Annotated in this window: 12 protein-coding genes; 5 read left to right on the top strand and 7 right to left on the bottom strand. The window is 65.1% G+C overall.

What is annotated here, in order from left to right; all coding sequences use genetic code 11:
• The first annotated feature begins 602 nt into the window (after positions 1-602).
• Positions 603-836, top strand: coding sequence for a DUF2171 domain-containing protein (locus QXZ94_RS10470; protein ID WP_315720350.1), 234 nt, complete (start codon positions 603-605; stop codon positions 834-836).
• A gap of 352 nt (positions 837-1,188) precedes the next feature.
• Here the strand turns inward: QXZ94_RS10470 and QXZ94_RS10465 are convergent, their stop codons facing one another.
• Positions 1,189-1,500, bottom strand: a complete 312-nt coding sequence (locus tag QXZ94_RS10465; protein ID WP_172109477.1) for an ArsR/SmtB family transcription factor — start codon at positions 1,498-1,500, stop codon at positions 1,189-1,191.
• A 92-nt stretch (positions 1,501-1,592) separates the two neighbouring features.
• Here QXZ94_RS10465 and QXZ94_RS10460 point away from each other — a divergent pair, with 92 nt between their 5' ends.
• Positions 1,593-2,342, top strand: a complete 750-nt coding sequence (locus QXZ94_RS10460) for a glucose 1-dehydrogenase (protein ID WP_315720349.1) — start codon at positions 1,593-1,595, stop codon at positions 2,340-2,342.
• 264 nt (positions 2,343-2,606) lie between these two features.
• Here the strand turns inward: QXZ94_RS10460 and QXZ94_RS10455 are convergent, their stop codons facing one another.
• Positions 2,607-3,767: a cytochrome P450 gene (locus QXZ94_RS10455; protein WP_315720348.1), complete on the bottom strand. Its 1,161-nt coding sequence runs from the start codon at positions 3,765-3,767 to the stop codon at positions 2,607-2,609.
• Positions 3,768-4,542: 775 nt separating this feature from the next.
• Here QXZ94_RS10455 and QXZ94_RS10450 point away from each other — a divergent pair.
• Positions 4,543-6,090: a hypothetical protein gene (locus QXZ94_RS10450; RefSeq protein WP_315720347.1), complete on the top strand. Its 1,548-nt coding sequence runs from the start codon at positions 4,543-4,545 to the stop codon at positions 6,088-6,090.
• Between the two features lie 286 nt (positions 6,091-6,376).
• On the opposite strand, the gene QXZ94_RS10445 is transcribed toward QXZ94_RS10450, so the two are convergent.
• Genes QXZ94_RS10445 through QXZ94_RS10435 form a run of 3 tightly spaced genes read right to left on the bottom strand, consistent with a single transcriptional unit; the run spans position 6,377 to position 7,714 of the window.
• Positions 6,377-6,667: a type II toxin-antitoxin system RelE/ParE family toxin gene (locus QXZ94_RS10445; RefSeq protein ID WP_315720346.1), complete on the bottom strand. Its 291-nt coding sequence runs from the start codon at positions 6,665-6,667 to the stop codon at positions 6,377-6,379.
• On the bottom strand, positions 6,664-6,900 hold the full coding sequence (locus QXZ94_RS10440; protein ID WP_315720345.1) for a hypothetical protein: 237 nt from the start codon (positions 6,898-6,900) through the stop codon (positions 6,664-6,666). The genes QXZ94_RS10445 and QXZ94_RS10440 overlap by 4 nt, the downstream gene beginning before the upstream one ends.
• A gap of 31 nt (positions 6,901-6,931) precedes the next feature.
• A complete protein-coding gene (locus QXZ94_RS10435; RefSeq protein ID WP_315720344.1) occupies positions 6,932-7,714 on the bottom strand; it encodes a metallophosphoesterase in 783 nt (260 codons plus the stop codon).
• Between the two features lie 220 nt (positions 7,715-7,934).
• Between QXZ94_RS10435 and QXZ94_RS10430 the strand changes: the two genes are divergently transcribed.
• A complete protein-coding gene (locus tag QXZ94_RS10430) occupies positions 7,935-9,101 on the top strand; it encodes a YaaC family protein (protein WP_315720343.1) in 1,167 nt (388 codons plus the stop codon).
• A 169-nt stretch (positions 9,102-9,270) separates the two neighbouring features.
• Here QXZ94_RS10430 and QXZ94_RS10425 read toward each other — a convergent pair whose 3' ends face one another.
• Complete coding sequence (locus QXZ94_RS10425; protein WP_315720342.1) at positions 9,271-13,035, bottom strand: vitamin B12-dependent ribonucleotide reductase; 3,765 nt, start codon at positions 13,033-13,035, stop codon at positions 9,271-9,273.
• Between the two features lie 714 nt (positions 13,036-13,749).
• Between QXZ94_RS10425 and QXZ94_RS10420 the strand changes: the two genes are divergently transcribed.
• Positions 13,750-14,643 (top strand): DMT family transporter, encoded by an 894-nt coding sequence (locus tag QXZ94_RS10420; protein ID WP_315720341.1) that lies wholly within the window; start codon positions 13,750-13,752, stop codon positions 14,641-14,643.
• Here the strand turns inward: QXZ94_RS10420 and QXZ94_RS10415 are convergent.
• Complete coding sequence (locus QXZ94_RS10415) at positions 14,606-16,894, bottom strand: CHASE3 domain-containing protein (protein ID WP_315720340.1); 2,289 nt, start codon at positions 16,892-16,894, stop codon at positions 14,606-14,608. The two genes, QXZ94_RS10420 and QXZ94_RS10415, sit on opposite strands and share 38 nt — an antisense overlap.
• Positions 16,895-17,081 lie beyond the last annotated feature (187 nt).

Below are 17,081 nucleotides of genomic sequence, written 5' to 3'. Positions count from 1 at the left end.
GCGCGATCCCGCGGCGCAGATGGCGCCCGAGGCTTGCCGGTCGTCGGCCCTCCGAAGCGAGAGGGCGCGGGGAATGCCGGGCGCTGGCCGCACCCATGGCCCGCCTGCAGAAGATAAGCAGGCGGCAGTCACCACAGGTTCAGCCGAGAACACCCGGCATTCCCCGCGCGATGGTTTTCACGCTTATGTCGCGATCTCCCCGGGGACCGGCTTCTTGACCCCGTCGCCGGCGGATCATCACCACCGGCTTGGCCTCAGCACCGGGAGGCCAGGACCACGCGTCTTCACGTCCGCACACCTGCCGTTCGTCGGCGAGCCCGTGAGCCCGCTGCAGCACGCCTGCGGCCACCGCATCCCCAGACCCCACGTCTCGTGACGATCGCGAAGCGCCCCTCTCGGCGGGCCGGGATGAAGAGAGATGATCATAAGTTCGGATAAATGGCAATAGATTTATTTTTGTCGGAAGTGTGCGACGGGGGCAAGGCGGAAGCCCGATGGTGCGAACAGCCGTTCCGTCGTCATTGCGAGCCCGCCGGGCGACGGAACCCTTGGCTCATCAGCCGGTTGACGCAGCTCTCACATCAGCCGCAGAGGAGTTCGTCGTGCACGACATCAAGGAACATATGGAAGTCATCGGCGCCGACGGCGTGCATGTCGGCACCGTCGATCGCGTCGATGGCAATCGTATCAAGCTGACCAGGAAGGACAGCGGCGAGGGCAGCCACAAGGGCCATCATCATTTCATCGACAAGAGCCTCGTCGCCGACGTCGAAGGCGACAAGGTGCGGCTGTCGGCGGTCGGCGCGGTCGCGGTGACGATGGAGCAGGAGAAGTAGCACTCCGAACTCTGTCATTGCGAGCGCAGCGGGCTGGCTGAGCTGTCGCTAGGCCGTCGTCCGCACCACAAACTCAGTTGTCATCGCCCGGCTAGACCGGCGATGCGGCCTGATCATTGCGGCCGCGGCGTACTGGATGCCCGCCTGCGCGGGCATGACGGCGGTGAATGCGGATGCTCTGCGAAAATCAGAGGCAGAGGCGATCTGCGCAATCGGAGGGTAGGCAAAACGGCGCGAGGGACGGCGCATGCCCAGGATCGGCGCCGGTGGGTGCGGGCGATGGGCACGGCGCGCGAAAGAGCGTAACTCACACCAAGGCAAGTGGCGCGCCTTTGCCCACTCCACCTTCGCGCTATTCGGCGGACGCCAAGATCGTCTTCAACAGCTTCGGGAACCGCGCGTTGAGGTCGGCCTCGCGCACGACGTTGCGATGCTCGACGCCCTTCTTCGTGGTCTGGATCAGGCCGGCCTCGCGGAGGATGCGGAAGTGGTTCGACAGCGTCGATTTGGGAATGTCGGGGCAGGGCGCCGCGGCGGTGCAGGACATGCAGTCGCTCTGTTCCATCAGGCCCTTGACGATGCGCAGCCGCATCGGGTCGGCGAGGGCTGAGAGCACGCCGGCCAGGGTGATGTCGTCCCGCGACGGGTGAAACAATGGCGCCATGAAAAAAGATATAGCGACGCCCTTGCGCCGGTTCAATAGTTCACTAGTTCTGAACTATTGAAGCATGTGCCATTGGCGCAGAGGAGAACAAGATGAGCAGACTCGCAGGCAAGGTGGCGCTGGTGACCGGCGCCTCGAAGGGCATTGGTGCTGCGATCGCGGCGCGGCTGGCGGCGGAAGGCGCCGCGGTGGCGGTCAATTACAGCGCCAGCAAGGACGGCGCCGAGCGCGTCGTCGCCGCCATCACCGCCAAGGGCGGCAAGGCGGTCGCCGTCGGCGGCAATCTCACCGACGCGGCGCAGGTGACATCCGTCGTCGCCGCCACCGTCAAGGCGCTCGGCCCGATCGACATCCTCGTCAACAATGCCGGCGTCTATGGGTTTGCGCCGCTCGACGGCATCACGCCGGAGCATTTCCATCAGCATTTCGACCTCAACGTGCTCGGCCTGCTGCTGGTGTCGCAGGAGGCGGTGCGGCATTTCAATCCCGCGGGCGGCAGCATCGTCAACATTTCCTCCGGAGTTTCGACGCTGACGCCGCCGAACACCGCCGTGTACACCGCGACCAAGGCGGCGGTGGATGCGATCTCCTCGGTGCTGTCGAAGGAGCTCGCGCCGCGCAAGATCCGCGTCAACACCATCAATCCCGGCATGATCGTCACCGAAGGCGTCGTCGCCGCCGGCCTGCACGAAGGCGACATGCGCCAATGGATCGAGACCGCCACGCCGCTGGCCCGCGTCGGCAAGGCCGAGGAGATCGCGGCGGCCGTGGCGTTCTTTGCGTCCGATGATGCGTCCTATGTGACCGGCGAGACGCTGCATGTGACGGGGGGCTTGCGCTGAGGGAGCGCGCCGATTGCATCGTACGGCGTAACGGCTGCTGAGCCGTCGTCAGAGAGGCCGGCGCCGGTGCTACAAACACCACCGTCATCGCCCGGCTCGACCGGGCGATCCAGTACGCCGGGGCGGTGCGGCTTGATCACTGCGGCCACGGCGTACTGGATGCCCGCCTGCGCGGGCATGACGGCGGAGGGTGTGGATGCTTTCGAACATCATGGATGTAGATGGCCACCAAATGACGAAGGGATGGAGGCTGGCACGTCCGCCTCAATCCATCACGATCACCGCATCGCGCAGCTCGTAGCCGCTGCTCACCGGGTTGATCGTCCTGGTCGGCTGCCGCTCCAGCCGCAAGCCGGGGACGCGCATGAGTTCGCCGAGGAAGATCGCGGCCTCGTGCAGCGCAACGGCGGCGCCGGGGCAGCGATGCGGGCCGTCGCCGAAGCTCAGCAGGCTGGCGCTGCCCTTGGCCGGGCGTGCACGGTCCGGATCGAGCCGATGCGGGCAGGCGCCGGCGGCGGCTTCGTCGCGGTTGGCGGCGCCGATGTCGATCTCCACCAGGCTGCGGTCCGGGATCGTCGTCGCTCCCGCATCGGTGTGCAGCGTCATGGGGCGAGCGGTGCGGCGTTTCAGCGTGGACACCACGGGCTCGAGCCGTAGCACCTCCTCGAGAATGGTCATCCGCTCCGGCTCGTCGGCATCGAGGAAGCGCGCACGCAGCGCGTCGTCCTCGAACAGCCGCACGGCGGCCATCACGATGAACTCGCGCGTGGTCGCCATCCCCGCGGCGCCATAGGTGAGGCATTCGGTCAGGATCTCGCGGCTGGAATAGCCCTCCGCGATCAGATGCGAGATGACGTCCTCGCGCGGCTCGGCGCGGCGGGCGCGAATGGCCGGGCGCACGTCGAACCAGTAGAAGGCGAGGGTGCGGAGCTGGCCGAACACGGCGTTGCGCAGCGTCACGAGCGCGCTCTTGCCGACAGGCGCGCTGAAGAACCGGTTCAGCCGGGCCGCCATCGCATCGCGCGGGCTGTCGGTCAGGCCGATGATGTCGGCGGCGACCGCGACGGCCAGCGTCAGGCTCAGATCATCCAGCCGGGCGCGCCGCGCCTGCCGAAACTGCGCCACGAGGTCGCGGCTGGTCGCCTCCATCAGCTGACAATAGCGCGTCGCCACCACGCGCGGCGTGAAGAACCGCGCGGTGGCGCTGCGCTGCTTCTGATGCGGCTCGCCGTCCTGGTACAACACCGGCGCGTGGCGCGGGCCGATGAAGCGATGCACCAGCTCGGCATTGAAGCCGGCCTGCCGGACGTCGCCCGAGCGCAGCACCGCGCGCGCGGCGGCGAAGCTGTCGATGCGGATGACGGCCGCGCTCCCGCCGTCATCGGCGGCGTTGGTCGATGCGTGCGGCGAGGACTGAGCGCTCATGCTGAAACCCATGGGCCGGTTGGAACACATGATCCGCCAAAGGCGCTGGCGGCCGGCCCCTTCAGGTAGGGCGCTCGCGCGCGAGATCAATCACTGCTCGCGCGATGATGATGAACTCGGTCGATGGAACGCATGCGCCGTCGCTTCGCTCATCCGGGCTACACGCCCCGCGCGACGGCGCGCCGCGCTCTCCGCGTCGTTGCGAGCGAAGCGGTGTGAACCCAGCAAGCCGCCACAACCTCGGCTGTCATGCCCGCGCAGGCGGGCATCCAGTACGCCGCGGCTTTCAATGGACCCTCAGGCGTCTCGGCGTACTGGATCGCCCAGTGAAGAAGCCGTGACGGCTGTGATGGCTGGCAACGACGGAGAGCAGGAGCGAGCGGGGAGATGCGAAGTCTCTTGACGAGCGATCCTGCCGATCAGTGACTCCGTCATGCCCGGGCTTGTCCCGCCTGCGCGGCCGAAGCCGCTTCGGCGCGGCGAAGGCCCGGGCATCCACGTCGTTCTCAGCTTGCCGGCCGACGTGGATGGCCGGGACAAGCCCGGCCATGACGACGTGGAAAGAGATGAGCACAAAACTGCGACCGTCACATGCGATTGCCCTGGGAGCGAGCGGAGCCGCCAGCAAAACAACTTTAGATTGATTCATCAGTTGATCTAGGATCAAATCCGGTGTGCCGAATCTCTGATGCATCACGGAGCTGCCGCCGGCTGTTGAGCTTTCGCCCTTTTGAACAAGGCGTTTTTCGGATTTCAAATCACCGAGGAGTTTTTCATGCGCACAGGCTTTGCCGTCTCGACTCTCTCCATCGTCATCGGATCAGCGGCACTCGGCTGGGCGATCACCACGCCGCGCCCGGCGCAGGCGTTCCTGGAGGACATCTGCATCCCGCGCGTCAGGGACGGGCTGAAGAACTGCATCGCGCCGGCCAGCGCGTGCAAGGATCCGGCGGAGGCGCTCAACCGGAGCTGTCTGCTCGAGGCGGTGCAGTTCGCGCTGATCCCGCCCGGCCGCAGCATGATCCACGCGGATTCCACCTATTTCATCGCCCAGGCGCTCGGCTATCGCGCCGACGTGGCGTATTGGATCGCGGCGTACAATGAGAACGCCGACTACGCGCAATACAAGCCGATCGACCAGTGCGGCGGACAGGCGTCGTCGACCAATTCGGGCGCGAGCTACATCACCGCGAGCTTCAACGGCTTCCAGCGCACCAACGCTTCGACCGCGGGGCCGCTGTATCATTACCTGCTGAACTTCTCGCCGAACGGGCAGGGCACCGACGTGCACGGCGCCAGCGGCGTCCAGGCGGTGTATCCGTTCCACTATCCGCCGCCCGGCTATCCGATCACCATCGACAGCGTGTATCAGGGCACGCTGTATGATCTCCGGCAATGGGCGATGAAGGGCGACGAGGCACCGGGCCTGCTGTGCACCGTCGGATACACCGTGCCGAACGGCTCGTCGAACTTCAGCGGCCCGAAATGCCTGGCGGGCGCCACGATCAGCGGCACCGTGCCGCTGCTCGAGAACTACGCCATCGGGCCGGCGATCAACGTCGCCTCCGGCCCCAAGGTGCTCGACAACAGCAACACCAGCGACGTCGTCGACTACACCAAGCTGAAATCCTTTCTCGACGACAAGAGCAAGACCACCGGCGTGCTGTTCGACGACCCCAAAAAGCCGCCGGTGCCGGTGCAGATCGCCCGCATCGGGCTCTATCTGCACTCCCTCCAGGATGCCTCCTCGCACGGCACGTTCTGCGGCGACGACGCGCCGTCGCCCCCGGGCGGCTCGGATGCCGGCAGCTACATGTACCTGGACTCCGGCAACGTGAAGCTGGTGTTCGGCACCTATTGCGCGACGGGGCCGCATCTCGCCAGCCATGTCCAGGAGACCGGCACCGGCGACACCAGCCTGCCGCTGCGCGACTACGTGGCGCTGAACAACACCGTCGACGAGCTGATCCTGTTCGGCAACACCGTCGCCAAGCCGCGCGGCTGGATCGTCAATCCGAGCCTCTTGCCGCCCAACGTCGTCGGCGGCAAGAGCGCCGCGGGTGACAGCGCCGCCGACCTGAAATCGCGCCTCGTCGGCCGCATCGTGCAGGGCGTGCAATGGTCGCGTGCGGAGGTCTACGCGTCAGGCGTCATCACCGCGCCGCTGCAGCGCACCGACGCGCAGGACCGGCTGAACACGATGAACGCCGCGCTCGGGGCGTATTCGAAGCGGCTGGTGGCGAGCAATCCCAAGCTGACCCCGCTGCGGCCGATGCCGGGGAATTCGTTCGACCCGAACGACAAGTCGGTGTGCTTCAAGTAGCGCCGCGGGCCCCGCCGGCAAAAGGGCGCGCTCTCTCCCCACGTCATTCCGGGGCGCGCGCAGCGCGAGCCCGGAATCCATAATCACGATCGGGTATGAGTTGCGAGATGCAGGCCGCGATCATGCGCGTCCACCATAGCAGCTGGTGAATATGGATTCCGGGCTCGCGCTTTCGCGCGCCCCGGAATGACGGAGGAGAGAGCCTGCCCAGCCACGTGCGGGGTGCAGCGATGCGTCGCGTGCACCTCTTTGCCAACCGACGTCACGGCAGACCACCTTCAACGCGTTAACCTTCTGGAATCCAGGGTTGCCGCGCAGCATGGTGGATGTGGAGGATCTCGATTGTGTCGCCGGTGATGCGATAGAAGATTTTGTAGGGATAGCGGCCGAGCGACGCCGCGCGGACATCGGGACGGTCCGCAACGCGCCGCGTGCTCGAGGGCCAACGTGCAATGTGGGCCACGACGCGCTTGATGCGTCGCTCCACAGCCGGTGCTATGACTGGGTAATGATCAGCGAGCCAGACGGCGATATCTTCGAGATCCCTCAGGGCTTCGTCTGTATAGACGACCCTCATCGGGATCGGAATTTGGAAAACGCGGCTTCAACGTCATCCTCGCTGGCAAAACGTCGCTCGTTCGCAGCGCGCAGGCCCCGATCGATGCCCGCCAGCTCCTGATCGCTCGGTCGATACTCACCGCCTGTGACGCCGGCGTCGATCTCACGCGCCATCTCGGCCAGTTCATCCTGCAGGTCGGCCGGCCAAGTCTCGACCCGTTCGAGAATGTCTGCGAGCTTTTTGGTTTTCATGGCAGCAGACTAGCGCAAAGCCGATCAGCTGTCATCGGCCCTCATAGGGTGACACCTCCACCACCAGCGCCGGATCGAATTCCGGGTTCTCGCGGCCATAGCCGTGCGGGTTGCAGATCACGCGGGTGGCGCCGACGCGATAGTCCGAGGGCGTGTGGATGTGGCCGTGGATCCACAGCGACGGCTGCGTCGCCAGGATCAGCGCCGAGAGGTCGGAGGCGTAGGCGGCGGTCACGCGGTCGTTGCGGTAGCGCTCGGCGACCGAGCCCCAGCCGGGGGCGTGGTGGGTGACGACGACGGTCGGGCCGTCGAACGGCGTCTCCAAGAGGCCCGTGAGCCAGCTGCGCGAGGTCCGGTGCAGGCCGAGCGCCTCCTGCGGCCGGAAGCGCAGCCAGGGCTGTTTGCGCCAGGTGATGCGGCGATGGTCGTTCATGCGGTCGCGGCAGACCGCCATGGTGTGGACCTCGGAGCCGGGGTCGAAGATCGCATAGTCGGTCCACAGCGTGCAGCCGGCAAAGCGCACGCCCGCGAGCACGACCGCCTCGTTCTCGAGGAGATGCACCCCGAACCGCGCCGCCTCGGCCCGCGCCAGCTTCAGCTCCTCGGGAAAAGTGCGGTGATAGGACTCATGGTTGCCCATCACCATGACGATCGGTACATCCTCCGCCACGATCTCGCGCAGCCGCACAAACCCGTTCACCGCCCCCTCGCAGACGTCGCCCGCGACGACGACCACATCGACCCCGGGCAGGGTCTCGATCGGCTTGATGTCGGCCATGTCGGCGTGGAGATCGGAGAAGATGTGGAGGTGCATGGGGCAGGGAGGTGGAGCCTAGGGCTCGATCCGTAGGGCGCGTTAGCGAAGCGTAACGCGCCGATCCGGTCAAGCGGCGGATTACGGTCCGCTAGTCTGCCCTAGGCTTGCTACAAGCTTGTATTGAATATTAAAGTACAAAGTCACCGTAGCGTCCTACGTAGAAAATTCGCGGATTCTCGATCCAAGGCCAACTGAATTGGCTTGTGACTGCAAGTTAATGGCGGCATATTTATTTATGATCATTCAAAGAGCACAGAAAGTGCGAACTTTAAGTGAAAGCTCCTATGCATGGTCAGGATTGCGCAAGTTTCAAAACATCGATCTGGTGACCAAGCGCCTGATTGAACTTCATGATATTCCCAAGCGTTTTCATCGTGACGTAAGAAAGCAGGCGCAGCAGATTCGCTACTGCCTCACGCAGGCGCGTGAGTATTTTGTTGCGGCTGGCGCTGTCACGCTGGCTACGAGACCTAACCTGCTTTACTATGGTACGATGAGCTTGGCGCTGGCCGAGATATTGTACAAACAGTCTGGCAATAGTAGCTTAGATCGCGCCAGAGAAGATCATCGGCATCATGGGCTTTCTATAGGCGTTGGCTCGATCAAACAAGGATGCGATCTGGAGCGCGCTGCTAGCCTGATACGGGCGAGGCCTCATGGTGTTGGAGGTATACGTCGGGGTACGTTTGAACTCTGGCATAGATCGTGTCGAGAGCATCCTCTTGCTGGTAAGCTTACGAGGTTCCTTCCTGATGGAGGAACTAACGTTGCATATGAGCTGCTATTTGGGGCGATAGATGCTCCATACCCTTCGCTTCCAGAAGTGGGAATTACATTCGCTGACTGCCTGTCTTGTACGCCGCTATTGATGGAATTCGTTGAGCAGCATGGCTTGCAATCCCGCCTGACTCGCGGAAAATCCGAGGGTGAGGTTTGGCCGGGGCCGGAGTGGAAAGCCAATCACGATGTCATTTTCCATCCTAGTGACCTCTTTCCTGCCTTTAAGGAAAAGATTCGCATTAACGCGAACTCTGTAGATCGCGTGCATGTGCGCGAAGCAGGCTATGGTGCTGCGATTAGGCTGATGGCCGACTGGGTCAATGGATTTCCGGAGTTGCCGCTGTCTCCTGCTGCAACCATAAATGCAGACGAATGGCGGATGTGGACTAATGACCCAGCTCTAAACGAATTTGGGTTTCTTTATGTTGGGTTATATCTAGCAGGCAACTACGCCCGCTATTTCCCAGATCTTTGGTTGTTCGATGTCGAGACCTCGGCGCCGCTGGCGCTTGCGGTGGAAGAGTTTTGTAATGTGTGTGAATGGCGAGCGCCGTGGCTTACGCTCTGCGAGTTGGATCAAGTCCTATACGCTGTTGAGACGTGAGTTTTAGATAAGGTACTGCAGACCCAAGAAGGTTCGCCGAAGTAACCCGATGCTTAGGCATCCATAAGGAAGCAGATTGAAGGCGGCCTTTTGGCCGCCGTTGTGTTCATGGATGCCCGTCGTGATAAGGGCGGGCATGAGCGGGTCGATTGTCGATCAGAGGGCTCTCTTACGAACACCCCGTCGTGCTTCCGCAAGTATCACACTTCATACAAGTCCCGTTCCGCACCAGCGTGAAATTCCCGCACTCCGAGCACATCTCGCCTTCGTAGCCCTTGGCCTTGGCTTCGGCGCGGCGTTCGGCCTTGGAGGCGATTTGCGTCGCGGCCGTGCCGGCCTTGCTCCATTGCAGGGCCTCGAGCTTCTCGGTGGGCGAGAGGTCGTGCTGCGCCTCCTGCTTCAGGGCGACGGCGCCGTCGATGGCGTCGCCGGCGCGGGAGCCGGAGAGGGCGGTGACGCGGCCCGACGGGCCGCCGTCATGCGGGGCGGAGACCGCGGCCGTGCTCGATGAGGAGCCGCCGCGCATCACGACGAGGTTGTCGGTGCGGGAGCGGGTCAGGCCGCGCGAGACATACTTGGCGGCCTGCTGGCTCGGGCCGTCCTCCGACGGCTTGCCTTCGTCGACGCCGCGGCCGAGCGCATCGAAATTGCTCTCGGAGGGGTCGACATGGGCGAGGTCGAAGCGCGACATGTAGCTGACGGCGAGCTCGCGGAACACGTAGTCGAGGATCGACGTCGCGTATTTGATCGAGTCGTTGCCCTGCACGGGGCCGGCCGGCTCGAAGCGGGTGAAGGTGAAGGCGTCGACATACTCCTCCAGCGGCACGCCGTATTGCAGGCCCAGCGACACCGCGATGGCGAAGTTGTTGATGAAGGAGCGCAGCGCCGCGCCCTCCTTGTGCATGTCGATGAAGATCTCGCCGAGGCGGCCGTCATCGTATTCGCCGGTGCGCAAATACACCTTGTGGCCGCCGACGACCGCCTTCTGGGTGTAGCCCTTGCGGCGATCCGGCATCTTCTCGCGCTCGCGCATCACGACGATGCGCTCGACCAGCTTCTCGACGATCTTCTCCGAGACCTGGGTGGCACGCGCCGCCATCGGCTTCTCGTAGAAGGACTCGACCGCATCGTCCTCGTCCTCATCGTCGCTGATGAGCTGCGAGTTGAGCGGCTGCGACAGTTTCGAGCCGTCGCGGTAGAGCGCGTTGGCCTTCAGCGCGAGCTTCCAGGAGAGCAGATACGCCGCCTTGCAGTCCTCGACCGTGGCGTCGTTCGGCATGTTGATGGTCTTGGAGATCGCGCCCGAGATGAACGGCTGCGCCGCCGCCATCATGCGGATGTGGCTCTCGACCGAGAGATAGCGCTTGCCGATCTTGCCGCAGGGATTGGCGCAATCGAACACCGCGTAATGCTCGGCCTTGAGGTGCGGGGCGCCCTCGACCGTCATCGCGCCACAGATGTGCACGTTGGCGGCCTCGATCTCGCGCTTGGTGAAGCCGATCGCGGCGAGCAGCTCGAAGGTCGGGGAGGCCAGCGCCTCCGCCGAGACGCCGAGCTGCTTGGTGATGAAGTCCTCGCCGAGCGTCCACTTGTTGAACACGAACTTGATGTCGAACGCGGTCGGCAAGGCCTTCTCGACCTTGGCGATGGCTTCATCGGTGAAACCCTTGGCCTTCAGGGTCGAGGCGTTGATGCCGGGCGCATTGGACAGCGAGCCGTGACCGACGGCATAGGCCTCGATCTCGGCGATCTCGCTCTCGCGATAGCCGAGCGCGCGCAGCGCCTCGGGAACGGCGCGGTTGATGATCTTGAAGTAGCCGCCGCCGGCCAGCTTCTTGAACTTCACCAGCGCGAAATCGGGCTCGATGCCGGTGGTGTCGCAATCCATGACCAGGCCGATGGTGCCGGTCGGGGCGACCACGGTGACCTGGGCGTTGCGATAGCCGTTGGTCTCGCCGAGCGCGAGCGCGTCGTCCCAGGCCTGGATGGCGTGGCTGACGAGCGAGACCTGCGGGCAGTGGGCGTGGTCGAGCGGCACCGGGTTGACCGACAGCGCCTCATAGCCGGTGGCCTCGCCCTTCGCGGCGCGGCGGTGGTTCTTGATGACGCGCAGCATGTGCGCGGCGTTCTTCTTGTAGCCGGGGAAGGCGCCGAGCTCGCCGGCCATCTCGGCCGAGGTCTTGTAGGCGATGCCGGTCATGATCGCACTGAGCGCACCGCACAGCGCGCGGCCTTCCTTGCTGTCGTAGGACAGGCCCATGGTCATCAGCAGGCCGCCGATATTGGCATAGCCGAGGCCGAGCGTGCGGAACTCGTAGGACAGCTCGGCGATCGCCTTGGACGGGAACTGCGCCATCAGCACGGAGATTTCGAGCACGATGGTCCAGAGCCGGCAGAGATGCTCGTAGGCGCCGACATCGAAGTGCTTGGTGGACGTGTTGTAGAACGTCAGCAGATTGGCGGAGGCCAGGTTGCAGGCGGTGTCGTCCAGGAACATGTATTCCGAGCACGGATTGGACGCGCGGATGTCGCCGGACGCCTTGCAGGTGTGCCAGTCGTTCATCGTGGTGTTGAAGTGCAGGCCGGGATCGGCCGAGGCCCAGGCGGCGTGGCCGATCTTCTCCCAGAGGTCGCGCGCCTTGAGCGTCTTGACGACCTTCTTGTTGGTGCGGCCGATCAGGCTCCAGTCGCCGTCGGTCTCGACCGCGCGCAAAAAGTCGTCCTTCAGCGACACCGAGTTGTTGGAGTTCTGGCCGGAGACCGTGAGATACGCCTCCGAATCCCAGTCGGTATCGTAGATCGGGAAGTCGATGTCCTTATAGCCCTGCCTGGCGAACTGGATGACCCGCTTGATGTAGTTGTCGGGCACCAGCGCGCGGCGCGCGAGCTTGATCTCGCGGCGCAGCGCCGGGTTCTTCTCGGGATCGAAGCAGTCGTCGCCGGAGCCCTCGCAATTGACGCAGGCCTTCATCACGGCCTTCAAGTGCTTCTGGTTGATCTTGGAGCCGGTGACGAGGGCGGCGACCTTCTGCTCCTCCTTCACCTTCCAGTCGATATAGGCCTCGATGTCCGGATGGTCGGCGTCGACCACGACCATCTTGGCGGCGCGGCGGGTGGTGCCGCCCGACTTGATCGCGCCGGCAGCGCGGTCGCCGATCTTGAGGAAGCTCATCAGGCCGGACGAGCGGCCGCCGCCCGACAGGCGCTCGCCCTCGCCGCGCAGCCGCGAGAAGTTGGAGCCGGTGCCGGAGCCGTATTTGAACAGGCGCGCCTCGCGCACCCAGAGGTCCATGATGCCGCCATCATTGACGAGGTCGTCCTCGACGCCCTGGATGAAGCAGGCGTGCGGCTGCGGATGCTCGTAGGACGACTTCGACTTGGTCAGCTTGCCGGTCTTGTAGTCGACGTAATAGTGGCCCTGGCCGGGGCCGTCGATGCCATAGGCCCAGTGCAGGCCGGTGTTGAACCATTGCGGCGAGTTCGGCGCGACCATCTGCTTGGCGAGCATGACGCGCAGCTCGTCGTAGAACGCGACCGCGTCCTCCTCGGACGAGAAGTAGTTGCCCTTCCAGCCCCAATAGGTCCAGCAGCCGGCGAGGCGGTCGAACACCTGCTTGGCGGAGCGCTCGCTGCCGTAGCGCTCGGATTCGGGGAGGGCGGCGAGCGCGTCGGTGTCGGGCACCGAGCGCCACAGCCAGGACGGCACGGTCTCTTCCTCGACCTTCTTCAGGCGCGCGGCGACGCCGGCCTTGCGGAAATACTTCTGCGCCAGCACGTCGGAGGCGACCTGCGACCAGAACTCGGGCACCTCGACATTCTCGAGCCGGAACACCACCGAGCCGTCCGGATTCTTGATCTCGGACGTGGTCAGGCGGAAGTCGATCCCTGCATAGGGAGACTGTCCTTCGGTGGTGTTGCGCCGTTCAATCCGCATCGCGAGCCCCAATTGTTCTTGCCGGACCGCGTTCGCGGCCGGGATCATTGCATCCAAAGGCGGTGGCTAGCGAGTCCCATCCCCGAGATCTCGTGTGCCGCCGCAGTTCAACCGGTCGCCCGGTCCCGTCTATCTTCAACGCCTCACGCGTGCCGTCCGGCTCCATCGCCGCTGCAAGACAGCCCCCACATCTAGTGGGGGCCTTCGCAGCCCCGTCATCGCGACCACCCCGCCGCGGGACAGACGACAAGCCGCACGCCGGGCCTTCTGGCCTTCTGGCGCGGTCGTCCTCAAAAACCCTTCTGGGAGCGGCCGGCGAAACGAGAAACACGATCAAGCGCCGAACCGGGCCGGAAGCTAGGACGACTCCGCTTCCCCCGTCAAGGACTAGTGGGGGTTCCCTAATCAAACACTAAATATGGGGGAAAGTACGGGATAACCAGGGCGATTGCCGGTATCGTGATGGACGTAACTATCGGCGAGTCCACACGGATTCGAAACCAAAAAAATTTGGCCGGCGTCCTGTCCACAGGGCTTCGTCCCGCTGTTCACAGGGGCAAATTTATTCGCGTCACACGGGTGTGTTTTGCTTGCATCGGCGGGACTCACGGCGCCTTACGGGCAGGACGCGGGGCAGGCATGTCCCACAATCCCTGGTGTGCCCGGACAAACGCCGGCAAGCTGATCATCCCACAGACGGCGCCGGTTGATTCCATGACAGACAAGCCAACGGCCAGCGGGCGGATCACGCCCGCCGGGCTGATGTTTCTCGCCATCACCTCGCTCGGCTGGGGCTTCAACTGGCCCGTCACCAAGCATCTGGTCGGCGTGCTGCCGCCGCTAACGCTGCGCGGCACCACCGGCGTGGTCGGCGCGCTGCTGCTGGCGCTGCTCGCGGTCGTCAGAAGCCAGAGCCTCTACGTCCCGCGCGAAATCTGGCCGCGGCTGATCCTGGCGGGGATGCTCAACGTCACCGCCTGGATGGTGCTGATGGGGCTGGCGCTGCTGTGGCTGCCGGCGGGGGAGGCGGCGCTGATCGCCTACACCATGCCGGTGTGGGCCTCGCTGCTGGCCTGGCCGATTCTCGGCGAGCGGCCGACGGTGCTGCGCGTCCTGGCGCTGGTGCTGGCCTTCGCGGGCCTTGCCGCGATCATGGGCGCCAACGGGCTGTCGGCCAGCCGCGACAAGCTGCCGGGCATCCTGATGGTGCTGGGCGGCGCGTTCGGCTTCGCGCTCGGCACGGTGATGGCCAAGAAGCTGCCGATCAGGCTGCCGCCGTTGTCGGCCGCGGCCTGGCAGATCGGCATCGGCTGCGTGCCGATCGTGATCGTCGGATTCGCTGTGGAGACGTCGGACTGGACGAAGCTCGACCAGCTCGACTGGGCACTGATGTTCTATTCGACCGTGATCCAGTTCTGCGTCGCCTATGTCGCCTGGTTCGCGGCGCTGGCCCGGCTGCCGGCCTCGGTGGCGGCGATCGGCACCATGGCGGTGCCGGTGATCGGCGTCGTCGCCTCCGCGATCGCGCTGCGCGAGCCGCTCGGAGCAGGGCAGATCGCCGCGCTCGCCTTCACGCTCGGGGCGGTGGCGCTGGCGACGCGGGGCTAGCACCGCCGGCCGGCGCGCCGTCGAGGGCGCGGCGGACCATCTGGGCGAGCTCGGCGCGACGATAGGGCTTCGTCAGCAGCAGCGCGTCCGGCAGCAACTGGCGGTTCTCGATGATCGCATTGTCGGTGTAGCCGGAGGTGTAGAGCACCCGAAGCCCGGGATGCGTCGTCCTGATCGTGTCCGCGAGCTCGCTGCCGCCGATGCCGCCGGGCATGATGACGTCGGTGAACAGCAGATCGAACGGTTGACCCTGCGCGACGATGGTCAGCGCTTCCGCGGCGTGTGAGGCTGGGAGCGTGGTGTAGCCGAGGCCCTCGAGCTGGGTGAGCACGAAGTCGCGCACCAGCGGATCGTCCTCCACGACCAGGATGGTCTCCGTCCCGCGCGGCAGAATCTGCGCGCGCTCCGGCTCGGTCTGTTGCAGCATATGCGCCGCCGGCAGATAGAGCCGGATCGTGGTGCCGCGGTTCTCCTCGCTGTACAGCTTGATGTGGCCGCCCGACTGCTTGACGAAGCCATAGACCATGCTGAGCCCGAGGCCGGAGCCTTTGCCCGCGTCCTTGGTGGTGAAGAACGGCTCGAACGCGCGGTCCTTGACCTCCGCCGGCATGCCGGTGCCGGAGTCGCTGACGGCCACCATGACATAGGGGCCAGGCACAACACCGGGGTTGGCGGCGGCATAGGCCTCATCGAGCACGGTCTTCGTCGTCTCCAGCAGCAGCTTGCCGCCGTCCGGCATCGCATCGCGCGCGTTGATGGCCATGTTCACCAGCGAGTTCGCCAACTGCGCGGAATCGACGTGGGCGGTGAGATCGCCTTCGGCGAGAATGGTCCTGACCTCGACCTGCTCGCCGAGCGTCGGGCGCAGCAGCTTGGCGATGTCCTCCACCGTGGCATTGACGTCGATGTCACGCGGCCGCAGCGGCTGCTTGCGCGCAAAGGCGAGCAGATGACGGATCAGCTCGGTGCAGCGATCGGTGGCCCTGCTGATGAGGACGGCGAGCTCGGCCGCCGCCGGACGGTCGTGAACGGCGTCGATCAGCATTTCGATCGATCCGGTGATGATCGTCAGCATGTTGTTGAAATCATGCGCGACGCCGCCGGTGAGCTTGCCGATGGCATCCAGCTTCTGCGCCTGCTGCAGCAGGCGCTCGATCTCGTGCACCTCGGTCACGTCGTGATACACCAGCGCCGCGCCGCTGATCGCGTCCGCCGAATTGCGCAGCGGCCGCCCGCTGACCATCAGGCGGAATTGCGGCCGGCCGTCGGTCGGCTTGACGACCACCTCGCGGCGATCGAACGAGAGGCCGCGCAGCGCGCGCGTAATCGGCAGCTCCCGGTCGTCAACGAGCGTCATGCCGTCGCTCTCGAAGAAGCGGTTCGCGGCGAGCATTTCGGCGAAGGTCTTGCCGACATCGGTTCCGAGGAAATGGCCCGCCGCCTCGTTCGCCAGCATGATCGTGCCCTCGGGATCGACCACCAGCACGCCCTCGGCCATGCTGTTGAAGGTGTTCTCGAGAATGGCGGAGGAGCGGCGCAGCTCGTCATAGGCGGCGGCGAGATCGCCTCGCTGTTGCAGCGCCTGGGCCTCGAGCGAGGTTGCGGTGGCCTGCGAGCGGGTGAGGGACGTCCGCAGTGCCCTGTCCGACAGGTAGGCGCGCCGGACCAGATAGGCCGCAATCGCGAGCACGAGGGCGACGCCGGCGAGATCGATCGCCAGCAGCCAGGTGCCCGTCTGCCGCGAGGTCGCGCCACGTTCACCGAGCAGGCGGCGCTCCTGCTCGGTGAAGGCATCGAGCGTCTCGTTGATTTTCGTCATCGCCGCAGAACCTGGGGCGTTCGCCATCAGGGCCTGCAGGCCGTCGCGATCGTTCGCGGCATGAAGACGGATCAGTTCGCCGGCAAGCGCGATGCGCCGCTGCACCACGCCGTCGATCGACCGTAGCCGCTCGCTCTGCGCGGAGTTGTCACGGACGAGCTGTCGCAGATCCGCCCAGGCGCCCGGAACGAGGCCGCTGGTCTCCTGGAACTCCGTGGCGAAACGGTCGGCGCGCGACAAGGCAAAGCCGCGCGAAGCTGCTTCGGCCTGCCGCAGCAACAGGCGCAGCTCGGACGCCTTTTCGAGAACCTCCATCGTGTGCTCGACCAAGGCGGTGTCGCGGCGCGCCTTGAGGTCGAGCGCCGTGGACGCCGCACCGACTGCGAGCAGCGTTCCAAGGCCGAGCCCGATCGCCACCCGCCGGCGAATCATTGCTGGTGTCCAGGGGCGCTGGAGGCGCGCGGTCGATCAAGCCGCATCGTGATTATGAGTTGCTCTATCGTGAACGGCGAACAATTCGGTCAGGGAATGTCATGAGTTGTAAGCAAGAGCGCGCGTCCTGCCAATCGTCTGTTTGAGTTCCATCTCAGTTTGTCAGGCCGCTCGCGGTTCCCGTTCC

The sequence above is a fragment of the Bradyrhizobium sp. SZCCHNS2022 genome, from assembly GCF_032377575.1.
Lineage (GTDB): Bacteria > Pseudomonadota > Alphaproteobacteria > Rhizobiales > Xanthobacteraceae > Bradyrhizobium > Bradyrhizobium aeschynomenes.
Note: the sequence above shows the minus strand (reverse complement) of the source record. Positions and strands in the feature narration are given on the sequence as shown.

Bases quoted from the DNA above. Each gene is read 5' to 3' on its own strand.
- QXZ94_RS10465 (WP_172109477.1), bottom strand. From the start codon at position 1,500: ATGGCGCCATTGTTTCACCCGTCGCGGGACGACATCACCCTGGCCGGC.
- QXZ94_RS10460 (WP_315720349.1), top strand. From the start codon at position 1,593: ATGAGCAGACTCGCAGGCAAGGTGGCGCTGGTGACCGGCGCCTCGAAG.
- QXZ94_RS10455 (WP_315720348.1), bottom strand. From the start codon at position 3,767: ATGAGCGCTCAGTCCTCGCCGCACGCATCGACCAACGCCGCCGATGAC.
- QXZ94_RS10450 (WP_315720347.1), top strand. From the start codon at position 4,543: ATGCGCACAGGCTTTGCCGTCTCGACTCTCTCCATCGTCATCGGATCA.
- QXZ94_RS10445 (WP_315720346.1), bottom strand. From the start codon at position 6,667: ATGAGGGTCGTCTATACAGACGAAGCCCTGAGGGATCTCGAAGATATC.
- QXZ94_RS10440 (WP_315720345.1), bottom strand. From the start codon at position 6,900: ATGAAAACCAAAAAGCTCGCAGACATTCTCGAACGGGTCGAGACTTGG.
- QXZ94_RS10435 (WP_315720344.1), bottom strand. From the start codon at position 7,714: ATGCACCTCCACATCTTCTCCGATCTCCACGCCGACATGGCCGACATC.
- QXZ94_RS10430 (WP_315720343.1), top strand. From the start codon at position 7,935: ATGGCGGCATATTTATTTATGATCATTCAAAGAGCACAGAAAGTGCGA.
- QXZ94_RS10425 (WP_315720342.1), bottom strand. From the start codon at position 13,035: ATGCGGATTGAACGGCGCAACACCACCGAAGGACAGTCTCCCTATGCA.
- QXZ94_RS10420 (WP_315720341.1), top strand. From the start codon at position 13,750: ATGACAGACAAGCCAACGGCCAGCGGGCGGATCACGCCCGCCGGGCTG.
- QXZ94_RS10415 (WP_315720340.1), bottom strand. From the start codon at position 16,894: ATGATTCGCCGGCGGGTGGCGATCGGGCTCGGCCTTGGAACGCTGCTC.